13 protein-coding genes are annotated in these 13,632 nt (G+C 71.5%); 5 read left to right on the top strand and 8 right to left on the bottom strand.

The window, feature by feature from the left end; genetic code table 11:
* Window positions 1-4: 4 nt before the first annotated feature.
* The 6 genes from ACFYPJ_RS06395 to paaA all read right to left on the bottom strand — a co-directional run bounded on the left by ACFYPJ_RS06395 (window position 5) and on the right by paaA (window position 5,291).
* A complete protein-coding gene (locus ACFYPJ_RS06395; protein WP_389011347.1) occupies window positions 5-1,138 on the bottom strand; it encodes an acyl-CoA dehydrogenase family protein in 1,134 nt (377 codons plus the stop codon).
* 353 nt (window positions 1,139-1,491) lie between these two features.
* Window positions 1,492-2,556 (bottom strand): 2Fe-2S iron-sulfur cluster-binding protein, encoded by a 1,065-nt coding sequence (locus ACFYPJ_RS06390; RefSeq protein ID WP_389011344.1) that lies wholly within the window; start codon window positions 2,554-2,556, stop codon window positions 1,492-1,494.
* A complete protein-coding gene (gene paaD, locus ACFYPJ_RS06385) occupies window positions 2,556-3,209 on the bottom strand; it encodes a 1,2-phenylacetyl-CoA epoxidase subunit PaaD (RefSeq protein WP_389011341.1) in 654 nt (217 codons plus the stop codon). Before paaD ends, ACFYPJ_RS06390 begins: the two co-directional genes overlap by 1 nt.
* Complete coding sequence (gene paaC, locus ACFYPJ_RS06380) at window positions 3,203-3,892, bottom strand: 1,2-phenylacetyl-CoA epoxidase subunit PaaC (RefSeq protein WP_389011622.1); 690 nt, start codon at window positions 3,890-3,892, stop codon at window positions 3,203-3,205. The genes paaD and paaC overlap by 7 nt, the downstream gene beginning before the upstream one ends.
* 92 nt (window positions 3,893-3,984) lie before the next feature.
* Window positions 3,985-4,272, bottom strand: coding sequence for a 1,2-phenylacetyl-CoA epoxidase subunit PaaB (gene paaB / locus ACFYPJ_RS06375; RefSeq protein WP_145879076.1), 288 nt, complete (start codon window positions 4,270-4,272; stop codon window positions 3,985-3,987).
* Window positions 4,269-5,291, bottom strand: coding sequence for a 1,2-phenylacetyl-CoA epoxidase subunit PaaA (gene paaA, locus ACFYPJ_RS06370; RefSeq protein WP_389011338.1), 1,023 nt, complete (start codon window positions 5,289-5,291; stop codon window positions 4,269-4,271). The genes paaB and paaA overlap by 4 nt, the downstream gene beginning before the upstream one ends.
* Before the next feature lie 683 nt (window positions 5,292-5,974).
* Between paaA and ACFYPJ_RS06365 the strand changes: the two genes are divergently transcribed.
* The 3 genes from ACFYPJ_RS06365 to ACFYPJ_RS06355 all read left to right on the top strand — a co-directional run bounded on the left by ACFYPJ_RS06365 (window position 5,975) and on the right by ACFYPJ_RS06355 (window position 8,948).
* Window positions 5,975-6,655 (top strand): DUF5819 family protein, encoded by a 681-nt coding sequence (locus ACFYPJ_RS06365; protein WP_389011335.1) that lies wholly within the window; start codon window positions 5,975-5,977, stop codon window positions 6,653-6,655.
* Entirely contained in the window at window positions 6,652-7,965 is a 1,314-nt protein-coding gene (locus ACFYPJ_RS06360; RefSeq protein ID WP_389011332.1) for an HTTM domain-containing protein, read from the top strand. Before ACFYPJ_RS06365 ends, ACFYPJ_RS06360 begins: the two co-directional genes overlap by 4 nt.
* A 227-nt stretch (window positions 7,966-8,192) precedes the next feature.
* Complete coding sequence (locus ACFYPJ_RS06355; RefSeq protein WP_389011329.1) at window positions 8,193-8,948, top strand: TrmH family RNA methyltransferase; 756 nt, start codon at window positions 8,193-8,195, stop codon at window positions 8,946-8,948.
* A gap of 197 nt (window positions 8,949-9,145) precedes the next feature.
* Here ACFYPJ_RS06355 and paaN read toward each other — a convergent pair whose 3' ends face one another.
* Window positions 9,146-10,837 carry a phenylacetic acid degradation protein PaaN gene (gene paaN, locus ACFYPJ_RS06350; protein WP_389011326.1) on the bottom strand — a complete coding sequence of 564 codons (1,692 nt, stop codon included), beginning with the start codon at window positions 10,835-10,837 and terminating at the stop codon, window positions 9,146-9,148.
* Between the two features lie 160 nt (window positions 10,838-10,997).
* Between paaN and ACFYPJ_RS06345 the strand changes: the two genes are divergently transcribed.
* Together ACFYPJ_RS06345 and ACFYPJ_RS06340 are read left to right on the top strand one after the other, a co-directional pair.
* Window positions 10,998-12,515: a 3-hydroxyacyl-CoA dehydrogenase gene (locus tag ACFYPJ_RS06345; protein WP_389011323.1), complete on the top strand. Its 1,518-nt coding sequence runs from the start codon at window positions 10,998-11,000 to the stop codon at window positions 12,513-12,515.
* Window positions 12,512-13,099 carry a TetR/AcrR family transcriptional regulator gene (locus tag ACFYPJ_RS06340; RefSeq protein ID WP_389011320.1) on the top strand — a complete coding sequence of 196 codons (588 nt, stop codon included), beginning with the start codon at window positions 12,512-12,514 and terminating at the stop codon, window positions 13,097-13,099. The genes ACFYPJ_RS06345 and ACFYPJ_RS06340 overlap by 4 nt, the downstream gene beginning before the upstream one ends.
* Before the next feature lie 2 nt (window positions 13,100-13,101).
* Here the strand turns inward: ACFYPJ_RS06340 and ACFYPJ_RS06335 are convergent, their stop codons facing one another.
* Entirely contained in the window at window positions 13,102-13,602 is a 501-nt protein-coding gene (locus tag ACFYPJ_RS06335) for an Lrp/AsnC family transcriptional regulator (protein WP_389011317.1), read from the bottom strand.
* Window positions 13,603-13,632 lie beyond the last annotated feature (30 nt).

The following is a 13,632-nucleotide window of genomic DNA, read 5'->3' as shown; positions in this document are numbered from 1 at the left end:
GCCGTCAGCCCAGTGGGTGCGCCGCCAGCAGGTCGCCCAGCGCCTCTTCGTGGGCTGCCGCCGGGCCGAGTGAGAGCTCAAGGTGCTTGGCCCAGGCGTGGTAACGGTGCAGAGAGTAGTCGGTGTCGGCGCCGAACCCGCCGTGCAGGTGCTGTGCCGTCTGCACCACCCGCCGGACGCCTTCCGACGCCCAGATCTTCGCCACGGCGATGTCCCCGGTGACGGGCAGCGCACCCGGCGCCCCGGAACTGATCCGCCAGGCGGCCTGCCACAGCGTGGCCTCCATGGCACGCAGGTCGATGAAGCGGTCGGCGGCCTGGACGGCGACGGCCTGGAAGGTCGCGATGGGGTGCCCGAACTGCTCCCGTTTGCTCGCGTACCCGCTGGTCATCTCAAGGACCCGCTCGCCCAGCCCGAGCGCGAGCGCACACGTCCCGATGGTCAGCAGCCCGCGCAGCCACTCCCATGCCCCGTCGGTGTCGATGACATGACGGGCCGCGAGACGCGCCGATTCCAGGCGCAGTTCGCCCAGCCGCTCTCCGTTGGTGGAGAACTGCTCGGCGAGGGCGACGCCGGCGTGGCCGCGGGGGACCAGCGCGAGGACGGTCCGGCCGGCCTCGGAGCGTGCGGGGACGAGAATGAGATCGGCGCCGTACGCCCATGGCACCGCCGTCTGTACCCCGTCCAGCACCCATGCGTCGCCGTCCGACCGTGCGGTGACGGCCAGTTCGGCCGGGTCGTGGCCGCTGCGCCCGTTCGCGGCAACCGTGAACACGAGGGCGCCGCTTCCGGCCCGCGGCAGCAGTTCGGCCGCCAACTCCTTTCCGCCGTAGGTCTGTACGGCCGCGGCAGCGGCGCTGCTCTCCAGCAGGGGTACCCGGGCGAGTACTTTCGCGGATTCCCGCAGCACCGCACAGAGCGCGATGGCGTCCAGACCTGCTCCGCCGTGCTCCGCGTCGAGCAGCAGGCTCAGCAGATCCGCCTCGGCCAGCCGGGTCCACAGCGGCCGGTCGAAGTCCGCGGCGACGGCGCCCGTGGTGAGTGCGGGGCTCGGCACCGCGTCCGGCGCCACCCCGGCGAACACTCCCGCGGCCGCCTCGGCCGCCGCCAGTTGCTCCTCGGTGAAGGTGAAGTCCACGGTCCTGTCCTCCCGGCGGCTCCGCTTATCTGACGGTCCGTCAAGATAGAACAGGTTCTAGAAGAATGGAACGGCCCGTCGGCCCGTCGATCCCCGTCGGTCCGTCAGTCCGATCAGTCCGATGAGTCCTGTCAGTCCGGCGGGCGAAGCTCCTCCGGGCAGCGGCCGAGGCTACCGGCCTGGGCCACCCGTGGGCGTTACCGGCTTGGGTCACCGGTCGGCGCCACCGGTCCGGGTCACCGACCGGTGTCGGTCTCGGCATCGGCGGCCGACTCGGCGGGCCGCGGGGCCGTGGGGCCGAGGGCCGCAGTGCCGGACGACGGTCGGCGGGCGGCGGTGGGGACCGTGGCGTATCAGCGGTCGAAGTCCAGTTCCACCTCCTCCGTCACGGGATGCGACTGGCAGGCCAGTACGTATCCGGCCGTTGTCTCTTCCGACTCCAGGGCAAAGTTGCGGTCCATGCGGACCTCGCCCGAGACGAGGAAGGCCCGGCAGGTCCCGCACACGCCGCCCTTGCAGGCGTAGGGCGCGTCGGGCCGGTTACGCAGCACCGTCTCCAGCAGCGACTCCCCGTCCCGGACCGGCCAGGTTCCGCCGCGTCCGTCGAGCCGGGCGGTCACGGTGCTGTGTGCGGGCGCCGGGACGCTCACTTTTGGCGTCGGACTCGCGTCCAGGTGGAAGATCTCCTCGTGGATCCGCGCCCGGTCCACTCCGAGGTCCCGCAGTGCCCGCTCCGCACCTTGTACCAGCCCGTACGGACCGCACAGGAACCATCCCGCCACCGCGTCCACGGGCAGCAGCGCGGGCAGCAGCTCTGCCAGCCGTTCCCGGTCCAGCCGCCCGGAGGGCAGGCCCGCCTGCTGCTGCTCCCGTGAGAGCGCCGTCACCAGATGCATCCGCTGCGGATAGCGGTCCTTGAGGTCGGCGACCTCCTCCAGGAACATCGTCGAGGCGGCCGTACGGTCGCTGCGTATCAGGCAGAACCGGGCATTCGGTTCGCGTGCCAGCAGTGTCGAGGCGATCGACAGCACCGGGGTGATGCCGCTGCCGCCGACGACTGCTGCGTAGAGCCCCGGGGCCGGTTCCAGAGTGAAGCGTCCGGCCGGGGTCATCACCTCCAGTTCGTCGCCGACGTTGATCTCTTTCATCGCGTACGTCGAGAAGGCGCCGCCCTCCACCAGTCGCACCCCGACCCGCAGGGTGGACGGGCCTTCGTCGCCGGGTGCGGGGGCGGGGGAGCAGATCGAGTAGGTCCGCCGGATGTCCAGTCCGTCGGCCCGGCGGCGCAGGGCGAGATGCTGGCCTGGGGCGTGCCGGTACTCCTCGCGCAGCCCTGGCGGTACGGCGAGGGTGAGGGCCACGGAGTCGTCGGTGAGCCGGTCGACCGCGGCCACCTGGAGCGAGTGGAAGCGGGCCATCACAACTCCTTGAAGTGGTCGAACGGTTCACGGCAGGCCAGGCAGCGGCGCAGCGCCTTGCAGGCGGTGGAGGAGAACCGGCTCAGCAACTCGGTGTCGGCCGATCCGCAGTGCGGGCAGCGGATGGAGGCCGATGGCGCGTCGGCTGTATGGGATGTGTTGGATTTATCGGGCGTGTCGAATGCGTCGGACGTGGTGGTTGAGTTCGCGTCCCCTGGTGTCCCTGGTGTCCCTGGTGTTTCTCGTGCCTCTGACGTGCGGGTGTGTGTCCGGGGCGGGGCGAGGGTGAGCGGTACCGGACCGGATCCGTGCCGGACACGCGGAGGAGCGATACCGGACTCGTGTAGTTTGCGTCGGCCCTCGTCCGTGATGTCGTCGGTCGACCAGGCGGGCGTGAGTACCGTGCGCACGGTGACCTGGCGCATGCCGTGGTCGAGCAGTATCCGTTCGATGTCGACGGACATGGCCTCTATCGCGGGGCAGCCGGTGTAGGTGGGGGTCAGCTCCACCTCGACGGCGTCCGTGTCCCGCAGGTGCACGGCGCGGACCACGCCCAGCTCGCGGAGGGTGAGCACGGGCAGTTCGGGATCGGGCACCGAACCCGCGAGGTCGAGGAGTTCCGCTTCCAGCGGTGTTGCCGGCGTCGTCACCATGACGCCCCCGGGTGGCTGCGGTGCAGGTGCTGCATCTCGGCGAGCATCCGTCCGAACGGTTCGGTGTGCAGGCCCTGCCGGCCCGCGCCCGCCGACCAGGCGCCGGTGCGTGGGCCCTCGGGTACCGTCAGGGTGGCCCGGTGCAGGACGTCCCGGACGGACTCCAGCCAGGCGGCCTCCATGGCGGCCCCGTCGGTGTCCAGGCCGTCCACCGGCTGGAACATCTCCCCGGTGAATCGCCACAAGGCAGCGGATGCGCGCGTCATCCGCTCATGGCTGACCTCGGTGCCGTCGCCGAGCCGCACGGTCCACTGCTCGGCGTGGTCGCGGTGGTAGGCGACCTCCTTGACGGCCTTGGCGGCGAGAGGCGCGAACGGACCGTCGCCGGCGGCCAGTTCGGTGTACAGCAGGTGCTGGTAGGTGGAGAAGTACAGCTGGCGGACGATGGTGTGGGCGAAGTCGCCGTTGGGCTGTTCGACCAACTGGACGTTGCGGAAGGCGCGCTCCTCGCGCAGGTAGGCGAGTTCGTCCTCGTCGCCCACCATCGACAGCAGCACCCGGGCCTGGCCGAGCAGGTCGAGCGCGATGTTGGCGAGTGCGACCTCCTCCTCCAGTACGGGTGCGTGGCCTGCCCACTCCCCCAGGCGGTGCGAGAGCACCAGGGCGTCGTCGCCGAGTGCCAGCGCGGCGGTCGCGGGCGTGCGCGTGGTGGGGGTGGGCCCGGGTGCCGTGGTCGCGGTGGGCTCGGGTGCGGTGGGGGTGGGCTCGGTGGTGGTCACAGGTGCTTCACCCCCTCCGGGATCTCGTAGAAGGTGGGGTGCCGGTAGGGCTTGTCGGCGGCGGGTTCGAAGAAGGGGTCCTTCTCGTCGGGCGAGGACGCGGTGACCGCGGCTGCCGGGACGACCCAGATCGAGACTCCCTCGCCGCGCCGGGTGTACAGGTCGCGGGCATTGCGCAGGGCCAGTTCCGCGTCCGGGGCGTGCAGGCTGCCGGCGTGGGTGTGGGAGAGCCCGCGGCGGGAGCGCACGAAGACCTCCCACAGGGGCCAGTCGGTGTTCGTCATGCCTGCGCTCCTCCGCTCCGGCCGGATCCGGCCGTGCCGCTGTGCTTCGCCGCATGGGCTGCGGCCGCGTCCCGTACCCACGAGCCTTCGTCATGCGCCTGGCGGCGCTGGGTGATCCGTTGTTCGTTGCACGGGCCGTTGCCCTTGAGGACCTCCCAGAACTCCGTCCAGTCGATCGCGCCGAAGTCGTGGTGCCCCTGTTCCTCGTTCCACCGGAGGTCCGGGTCGGGGAGGGTGAGGCCGAGGGATTCGGCCTGCGGGACGCAGATGTCGACGAAGCGCTGCCGAAGATCGTCGTTGGAGTGGCGCTTGATCTTCCAGGCCATCGACTGCGCCGAGTGCTGGGACGCGTCGTCGGGCGGCCCGAACATCATCAGGGACGGCCACCACCAGCGGTCCACCGCGTCCTGGGCCATCGCATGCTGTTCCGGGGTGCCGTGGCTGAGGGCCATCAGCAGTTCGTATCCCTGGCGCTGGTGGAAGGACTCCTCCTTGCAGATGCGGACCATCGCGCGGGCGTAGGGGCCGTAGGAGCAGCGGCACAGAGGCACCTGGTTGGTGATCGCCGCGCCGTCCACCAGCCAGCCGATCGCGCCGACGTCCGCCCAGGTCAGCGTGGGGTAGTTGAAGATCGAGGAGTACTTCTGACGGCCGGTGTGCAGCTTGTCGAGGAGCTCGTCGCGGCTGGTGCCGAGGGTTTCGGCGGCGCTGTACAGGTACAGGCCGTGGCCTGCCTCGTCCTGGACCTTGGCCATCAGGATGGCCTTGCGGCGCAGGGAAGGGGCGCGGGTGATCCAGTTGGCCTCGGGCTGCATGCCGATGATCTCGGAGTGGGCGTGCTGGGCGATCTGCCGGACCAGCGTCGCGCGATAGGCGTCGGGCATCCAGTCGCGGGGCTCGATGCGCTCGTCCGCGGCCACTGTGGCGTCGAAGGCACGCTCGTACGCCGTCGTGTCGGCGGCGCCCTCGGCGTCGTACGCCTCGGCGTGGGCGGTGCGCTGGGCGGCTGCTGTGGCCATGCGGTCCCCCTGACCTCGGGCTCTTCCGGAAATTTAGAACCGACCGATCGTTCGGTCCGTGCGATTCCATGGTGGGCGAGCCGCTGTGAGGTGTCAACCGCTGTGGACAACTCCGCAGCCGGCCGACCCGGCGGCCGACGACCTGCGGACCGGAGGGGCCACGCCCGCGAAACCGTGCCTCGGGGCTGCGCCGGACGGGTGGGGCTGAGTACCGTTTCGAGCGAGCGCCGAGCAAGTAGGGTTCGCCGGGCGGCGCGGTGACCCGCGGCGACGGCCGGACGACGAAGCGGGATGGGGAACGGGGCGGAATGGACGCGTACGACAAGGACTCGCACGCCCATCAGGGGCTGGACGGGTCGGGTGAGGCGCGTCCGGTGGAAGGGCCGGGTGGTCCCGGCCCCGCGCCGTACAGGCCCGAAGCCGAAGCCGAAGCCGAGACCGGGACCGGGAGCCTCAGGGCCGACTCCGAGGCCGGAGACTTCGGGACCGGAGCCGGGGCCGGAGTCCGGGTCGGCGGTGCAGTGGGCAACGACGGAGGTGCGGTCGTGGTACGGCCGCGGTCCGGGTGGGACGGGCCGCCGGGCGGCAGACAGCCAGACGGTTCCTCCCCGGGAGACGAGGGCGCATTCTCCGTCGGTACTGGCTCCTTCGGTGTCGGCCCCGTCAGTGTGGCCTCGGTCTCCGTGGGAGCTGGTTCCGCGGCCCCGGCCGTCCCGGGTACCGGACTCACCGCGTTGTCCCCGCGGTACCAGATCGGTGCCGCCCTGGCTCTCGCGATCGTCACCCTCGCCGCATGCGTGCACCTCGGCATGGTGTTCCTGAGCGTCGCGCCCGCCAACACCGTGTCGAAGCAGCACGGCGAGGCGATACAGGAGTGGGTCCTTCCGGAGTTCGAGCAGAACTGGAAGCTGTTCGCGCCGAACCCGTTGCAGCAGAACATCGCCGTCCAGGTCCGCGCGGAGACCCGCACGGCAAACGGCGACACCGCGACGACCGGCTGGTACGACCTGTCCGCCCAGGACGGCCGCGCCATCGACGGCAACCTGCTGCCCAGCCACACCCAGCAGAACGAACTCCGCAGGGCCTGGGACTTCTTCGTCTCCACGCACGACGGCGACAACCGTCCCGTAGGACTGCGTGGCGCGCTCTCCGAGCAGTACGTACGGCGGATAGTCGTGCTGCGCCTGGACCGGCAGGACGCGGCCGGCCGTGCGGGATCCATAGAGAGGATCCAGGTCCGCTCGCGCACCACCAGCGTGCCCCCGCCCAAGTGGAGCGATGAGCAGTTCTCCGACAAGCCCGTCTACCGCGTACTGCCCTGGTGGACGGTCCCGGCTGCCGAGGCCGCGGGGGGTGTGCGGTGAACCGTCTCGTACCGTCGATCTCGCGCGCCATCGCCCAGGTCACCGGATCCCCGCTCGGCCCCTACCAGTCCGCCGTCATCCGTATCGGCTTCTCGGCGACCTGGCTGCTGTTCCTGCTGCGTGAGTTCCCGCACCGCCAGGAACTGTACGGCCCCGACGCCCCCTGGAACTGGGCTCTCGGCAAGCAGCTGACCGCCGACAACGGCGCTTTCTCGGCACTGCTGTGGTCCAACGGGCAGCTCTGGTTCGAGGTCTGCTACCTGCTCGCCGTCGTCTCCAGCGTTCTCCTGCTCCTCGGCTGGCGCTCGCGCACGTCGTCGGTGCTGTTCATGGTCGGTGTGCTCTCGCTGCAGAACCGCAGCGTCTTCGTCGGCGACGGCGGCGACAACGTGCTGCACCTGATGGCCATCTACCTGGTGTTCACGCGTTGCGCTCAGGTGTGGTCCCTCGACGCGCGGCGGGCGGCGCGCGAAAGCGCGGCACGCGCGCGTGGGGAGCGGGTGACCGACCGGCTGGGACCTGCCCTGTGGGTCGGTTTCGGCCTGGTACTGGCCGCCGTGACGCTGGGCGGCCGGTTCGACAACGGCTGGCTGGTGCCCGCGCTGCTGTGGACCGTGTGGGCGGTGCTGGGGCTGTGGTGGCTGGTGGGACGGTTCGGGCCGACGTCCGAGCCCCGGACCCTGCTGGACGTGATCGCCAACATCCTGCACAACGGCGCCCTGCTCGTGATCATGGTCGAGGCATGCCTGATCTATGCCACGGCCGGCTGGTACAAGATCCAGGGTTCCCGCTGGCAGGACGGCAGTGCGGTCTACTACCCGCTGCAGCTCGACTACTTCTCGCCCTGGCCGGCCCTCGCCAGCCTGCTGTCGGCCAGCGGCATCATGGTCATGCTGGTGACGTACGGGACGGTCATGGTGCAGGTCGCCTTCCCGTTCACGCTGTTCAACCGGCGGGTCAAGAACGTCCTCCTGGTCGCGATGATGATCGAGCACCTGGCGATCGCCGTCGTCCTGGGGCTGCCGTTCTTCTCGCTGGCGATGATCGCCGCGGACTCGGTCTTCCTGCCGACGCCGTTCCTGCGCCGGGTCGGCGGCTGGGTGGCACGCGCACCCTTCCTCCACCCCCGCGGCACCGGCCGCACCGAACCGAACCCCGAACCGGAATCCGTGCCGGTATCGATGGCGATATCGGAGTCGGAGCCGGAGTCCGATACGCAGTCGGCGCCGGACCCAGAACCGGAACCGAGTCCGGAGTCTCCCTCGGACCAGGAACCGCAGCCGCAGCCGCAGCCGCAGTCTCAGCGGTAGCCGCCGTCGCCGTCACCATCGCCGTAGGAGCGGGCCGCCGGGCACGCTGAAGGTCGCCGGGCCCGAGCCGCTCGCAGGCCACCGTGCCACGCACGCCACCCCGGCCACCCCGCCACGCAGGCCACCGCGCGTCGGCGGCCACCCCGCCGCGCAGACCGCCGATCGTCGTGGCCCGCGGCGGCCCGCGCCCCCGAAGGCGCCGCGCTCCTACGCGTAGGCTTCCCGGCATGACCGACCCCGTGACCCTGTGGCGCGAGCGCGCGGGCGGTGCCGTGCTGCTCGACGGCTTCCACGCCCTCAAACACGCCCTGCGTTTCGGGGCCGAGGTTCCGGTGGCCGTCACCACGGACCGGCGGGCGGCGCTGGCGCTGGCCGAGGAGCTGGCTGCGGATGTGCGGGAGGTGCTGGACGCCCTGCTCACCGAGGTGCCGGAGCGGACGTACGCGTCCCTGGTCCCGCGTCCACACCCGACCGCGGTCGCCGCCCTGGCCGTACGGCCGTCCCGGGAGGCCGGTCTGCGGGCGCTCGCCGACGTACCCCGTCGGGCGCCCGTGGTGGTGCTCGACAACCCGCGCAATCTCGGCAACACGGGAGCCGTGATCCGGCTCGCCGCCGGTTTCGGGGCCACCGGGGTCGTCACCACCGGCACCGTCGACCCCTGGCATCCCACCGTCGTGCGCGCCGGTGCGGGCCTGCACTTCGCGACCGTGGTCGAGCGGCTGGCCGTCGAGGAACTGCCGCCGGGACCGTTGTTCGCCCTCGATCCCGAGGGGGAGGACATCCGGGGTACGAAGCTGCCGGACGATGCCGTGCTGGCCTTCGGGTCGGAGCGCAGTGGGCTGTCCGCCGAACTGCGGGCGCGTGCCGACCGGTTGCTGGCTCTGCCGATGCGCCCCCAGGTCTCCAGTTACAACCTCGCCACCAGCGTGGCGATGACGCTGTACCACTGGAGCGCCGCCGGGGGCACCTCGTCGTCCGCCTGAGCGCGCACCGCTGGACGGGCCGTGACACCGATGCACCGATGGACCCCTGCGCTCCAGGGCCCGCGCGCTCCAGGGCCCGCGCCCGTCGGTCCCGGGAGCGCAGGGCCCCGTCCAGCCCGACGGATCTCGGTCCCCGACGGGTCCTGGGTCCCCGACGGGCCCCGGGCCCCCGACCGGCATCGGCCCCCCAACCGTTCTCAGACCTCCCGGCGCACCTCCACCACCCGGAAGCGGTCCGCCACGAACGCGCCGTCGCACAGTGCCGCGTTGGCCGCCGGGTTGCCGCCGGAGCCGTGGAAGTCGGAGAAGGCGGCGGTCTGGTTGACGTACACCCCGCCGGTGAGGTTGAAGGACAGCTGGGCGGCCTCCTCCAGGCAGACTTCCTGGACGGCCTCCTCGACCGCCGGGTCGGTCGTGTACGCGCCGACGGTCATCGCGCCCTTGTCGCGGATGGTGCGCCGCAGCAGCTCGACCGCGTCGGCCGCCGAGTCGACGGCGACGGCGAAGGAGACGGGCCCGAAGCACTCGCTCATGTAGGCGGCCTCGTCGTCCGGCTTGGCGCCGTCCAGCTTGACGATCACGGGGGTGCGGACGATCGCCTGCGGGAAGTCCGGGTTGTCGATCTCGCGGGAGGCGAGGGCGACCTCGCCGAGTCCGGCGGCGGCCTCCAGGCGGGCCTTGACGTCGGGGTTGACGATGGCGCCGAGCAGGGCGTTCGCGCGGGCGTCGTCGCCGAGCAGGCCGTCGACCGCGCGGGCGAGGTCGGCGACCACCTCGTCGAAGGTCTTGGGGCCTTCGTCGGTGCGGATGCCGTTCCGGGGGATGAGCAGGTTCTGCGGGGTGGTGCACATCTGGCCGCTGTACAGGGACAGCGAGAAGGCCAGGTTGGACAGCATGCCCTGGTAGGTGCCGGTCGACTCCACGACAACCGTGTTGACGCCCGCCTTCTCCGTGTAGACCTGGGCCTGCCGGGCGTTGGTCTCCAGCCAGTCGCCGAAGGAGGTGGAGCCCGTGTAGTCGATGATCCTGATCTCCGGGCGGGTGGCCAGGGTCTTCGCGATGCCCTCGCCGGGGCGCTCGGCGGCCAGTGCCACCAGGTTCGGGTCGAAGCCCGCCTCGGCCAGCACCTCGCGGGCGACCTGCACGGTGAGCGCGAGCGGCAGCACCGCGCGCGGGTGCGGTTTCACCAGGACCGCGTTGCCGGTGGCGAGGGAGGCGAACAGGCCCGGGTAGCCGTTCCAGGTGGGGAAGGTGTTGCAGCCCACGACCAGCGCGATGCCGCGCGGGACCGGGGTGAACTGCTTGGTCAGCTTCAGCGGGTCGCGCTTGCCCTGGGGCTTGGACCACTCGGCCGTGCCGGGTGTGCGGACCTGTTCCGCGTACGCGTACGCCACCGCCTCCAGGCCGCGGTCCTGGGCGTGCGGGCCGCCCGCCTGGAACGCCATCATGAACGCCTGCCCGCTGGTGTGCATCACCGCGTGCGCGAACTCGTGCGTCCGGGCGCTGATGCGCGCGAGGATCTCCAGGCAGACCACCGCGCGGGTCTCGGGGCCCGCGTCCCGCCACGCGCGCTGACCGGCCTTCATCGCGGGCAGCAGCGTGTCGAGGTCCGGGTGCGGGTAGGTCACGCCCAGCTCGATGCCGTACGGCGAGACCTCGCCGCCGACCCAGTCGTCGGTGCCGGGCTGGCCGAGGTCGAGACGGGTGCCGCGGACGGCGTCGAAGGCGGCCTTGCCCGCGGCCGCGTCCAGGCTGCCGTGCTCGCCGTACGCCTTGGGGTGCTCGGGGTGCGGGGACCAGTACGCGCGCGTGCGGATGGCCTCCAGCGCCTGGTCGAGGGTGGGCCGGTGCTTGGCGGTCAGTGCGTGCTCGGTCGGTTGGGCGGCCATGCGGGACCAACTCCTCGTTTCAAGAGCCCGTCGTCGAGCTCATGACCTGTGCGCAAACATGGGCAGGGACGCTCCGTCAGGGTTAGAGTAACCGAACGATCGGTCGGGACAAGGGGGTCCGCGGCATCTGTGGAAAACGTCGTGCGGGAGGATCGCGCACATGACAGGACTTGACCTCAGCAGCCCCGTGGCCGTCGTCGGCACCGGCACCATGGGCCAGGGAATCGCCCAGGTCGCCCTGGTCGCGGGCCACCTCGTACGGCTGTACGACGCGGTCCCCGGGCGAGCCGCGGAAGCGGTCGCCGCGATCGGCGCCCGCCTCGACCGGCTCGTCGAGAAGGACCGGCTCACCGGGGTCGAGCGGGACGCGGCCCGGGCCCGGCTGCTGCCCGCCGGGAGCCTGGCCGAACTCGCCGACTGCGAGCTGGTCGTGGAGGCCGTGCTGGAGCGGCTGGACGTCAAGCAGGACCTGCTGCGCGAGCTGGAGGGCGTCGTCTCCGAGGACTGCCTGCTCGCCACCAACACCTCGTCCCTGTCGGTGACGGCCATCGGCGGCGCCCTGCGCAGCCCCGGACGCCTGGTGGGCCTGCACTTCTTCAACCCGGCCCCGCTGCTGCCGCTGGTCGAGGTCGTCTCCGGGTTCGCCACCGACGTCTCCTCGGCCACGCGCGCGTACGAGATGGCACGCGCCTGGGGCAAGACACCGGTGGCCTGCGCGGACACCCCGGGCTTCATCGTCAACCGGATAGCCAGGCCCTTCTACGCCGAGGCGTTCGCGCTCCACGAGTCGCAGGCCGCCGACCCCGCCACCGTGGACGCCGTCCTGCGCGAGTGCGGCGGCTTCCGGATGGGCGCCTTCGAGCTGACCGACCTCATCGGCCAGGACGTCAACGAGTCCGTCACGCACTCCGTATGGCAGTCGTTCTTCCAGGACGTGCGTTTCACGCCCTCGCTCGCGCAGCGCCGGCTCGTCGAGGCCGGACGGCTCGGCCGCAAGTCGGGGCACGGCTGGTACGACTACGGCGCGGACGCCGAGCGCTCCGAGCCGCACACCGCCGAGCCGCAGCAGGCGCCCGCCTACGTCGTCGCCGAGGGCGACCTGGGCCCGGCGGCCGACCTGCTCGGACTGATCCGCGAGGCAGGCATCCATGTCCGCCGGGTGGACGAGGACCGCGGCAGCCGCCTGACGCTGCCCGGCGGCGGCCAGCTGGCCCTCGCCGACGGGCAGACCTCGGTGGAGTTCCGCGACGTCGTCTACTTCGACCTCGCGCTGGACTACCGCAGCGCCACCCGCATCGCGCTGTCCGCCTCCCAGGACACCTCCCCGCAGACCGTCGCCGAGGCCACCGGCCTCTTCCAGGCGCTCGGCAAGGACGTCAGCGTCATCGGCGACATGCCCGGCATGATCGTCGCCCGTACGGTGGCGCGGATCATCGACCTCGCGCACGACGCCGTGGCCAAGGGCGTCGCCACCGAGGAGGACATCGACACCGCGATGCGCCTCGGCGTCAACTACCCCCTCGGCCCCTTCGAATGGAGCCGCCGGCTCGGCCGCAGCTGGGCCTACGACTTCCTGGGCGACCTGCACCGGCGCGACCCTTGCGGCCGCTACGCGCCGTCCCTCGCGCTCTACCGCCACGCGTACGCCGACGAACGGGTGGAGGGCAGCGCCTCATGACCACCGCCAGGCGTGACACGTACACCCCCGAGACCCTGCTCTCCGTGGCTGTCCAGGTGTTCAACGAGCGCGGCTACGACGGCACGTCGATGGAGCACCTGTCCAAGGCGGCCGGCATCTCCAAGTCGTCGATCTACCACCATGTCGCGGGCAAGGAGGAACTGCTGCGGCGTGCCGTCAGCAGGGCGCTCGACGGCCTCTTCGGGATCCTCGACGAGGAGCACGCGCGCGTGGGGCGGCCCGTTCAGCGCCTGGAGCACGTCGTACGGCGGATGGTCGAGGTCCTCATGGCCGAGCTGCCCTACGTGACGCTGCTGCTGCGCGTGCGCGGCAACACCGCCACCGAGCGCTGGGCCCTGGAGCGGCGCCGCGACTTCGACCACCGGGTGGCCATGCTGCTGAAGGCGGCCGCCGCCGACGGTGACGTGCGCGAGGACGTGGACGTGCGGCTGGCGACCCGGCTGGCCTTCGGGATGATCAACTCGATTGTGGAGTGGTACCGGCCCGACGGGCGCGGCGTCACCGAGCGGGAGGTCGCCGATGCGGTGGTGCGCCTGGTCTTCTCCGGGCTGCGCAGCGGCTGACGTCAGCCGCTCGGCTCCAGGTCCTCTTCCTCGAACACCAGCAGTGTGCGGGTGCTCAGTACCTCCGGGATCGCCTGGAGCCGGGTGAGCACCAGCTCGCGCAGCGCCCGGTTGTCCGGCGTGTGCACCAGGAGCAGCACGTCGAAATCGCCGCCCACCAGCGCGATGTGGGAGGCGCCGGGCAGCTCGCGCAATTGCTCGCGGACCGAGCGCCAGGAGTTCTGCACGATCGTCAGCGTGATGTATGCCGATGTGCCCTGACCTGCCCGTTCGTGGTCGACGCGGGCGCCGAAGCTCCGGATGACACCGTCCTCGACGAGCCGGTTGATCCGGGCGTAGGCGTTGGCGCGCGAGACGTGGACGCGTTCGGCGACGGACCGTATCGACGCCCGGCCGTCCGACTGGAGGATCCGCAGGATGTCCTGGTCGATGGCGTCCAGCGGGCGCGGGGGCGGCAGCGCGGCATCGGCCTCGGGGCCCTCGGCCATTTGTTCAGGTGCCATGTCCTCCTGCCTCCCTGGCATGGACGTACT

Source organism: Streptomyces sp. NPDC006012 (assembly GCF_042871185.1).
In the GTDB taxonomy this organism is placed as follows: Bacteria; Actinomycetota; Actinomycetes; order Streptomycetales; family Streptomycetaceae; genus Streptomyces.
This window is presented reverse-complemented; position numbering and strand designations above follow the sequence as displayed.

What these genes read in the sequence shown, in the direction of transcription:
- ACFYPJ_RS06345 (WP_389011323.1), top strand. Translation starts at nt 10,998, where the DNA reads ATGACAGGACTTGACCTCAGCAGCCCCGTGGCCGTCGTCGGCACCGGC.
- ACFYPJ_RS06335 (WP_389011317.1), bottom strand. Translation starts at nt 13,602, where the DNA reads ATGGCACCTGAACAAATGGCCGAGGGCCCCGAGGCCGATGCCGCGCTG.
- paaN (WP_389011326.1), bottom strand. Translation starts at nt 10,837, where the DNA reads ATGGCCGCCCAACCGACCGAGCACGCACTGACCGCCAAGCACCGGCCC.
- paaD (WP_389011341.1), bottom strand. Translation starts at nt 3,209, where the DNA reads ATGGTGACGACGCCGGCAACACCGCTGGAAGCGGAACTCCTCGACCTC.
- paaA (WP_389011338.1), bottom strand. Translation starts at nt 5,291, where the DNA reads ATGGCCACAGCAGCCGCCCAGCGCACCGCCCACGCCGAGGCGTACGAC.
- paaB (WP_145879076.1), bottom strand. Translation starts at nt 4,272, where the DNA reads ATGACGAACACCGACTGGCCCCTGTGGGAGGTCTTCGTGCGCTCCCGC.
- ACFYPJ_RS06355 (WP_389011329.1), top strand. Translation starts at nt 8,193, where the DNA reads ATGACCGACCCCGTGACCCTGTGGCGCGAGCGCGCGGGCGGTGCCGTG.
- ACFYPJ_RS06340 (WP_389011320.1), top strand. Translation starts at nt 12,512, where the DNA reads ATGACCACCGCCAGGCGTGACACGTACACCCCCGAGACCCTGCTCTCC.
- ACFYPJ_RS06390 (WP_389011344.1), bottom strand. Translation starts at nt 2,556, where the DNA reads ATGGCCCGCTTCCACTCGCTCCAGGTGGCCGCGGTCGACCGGCTCACC.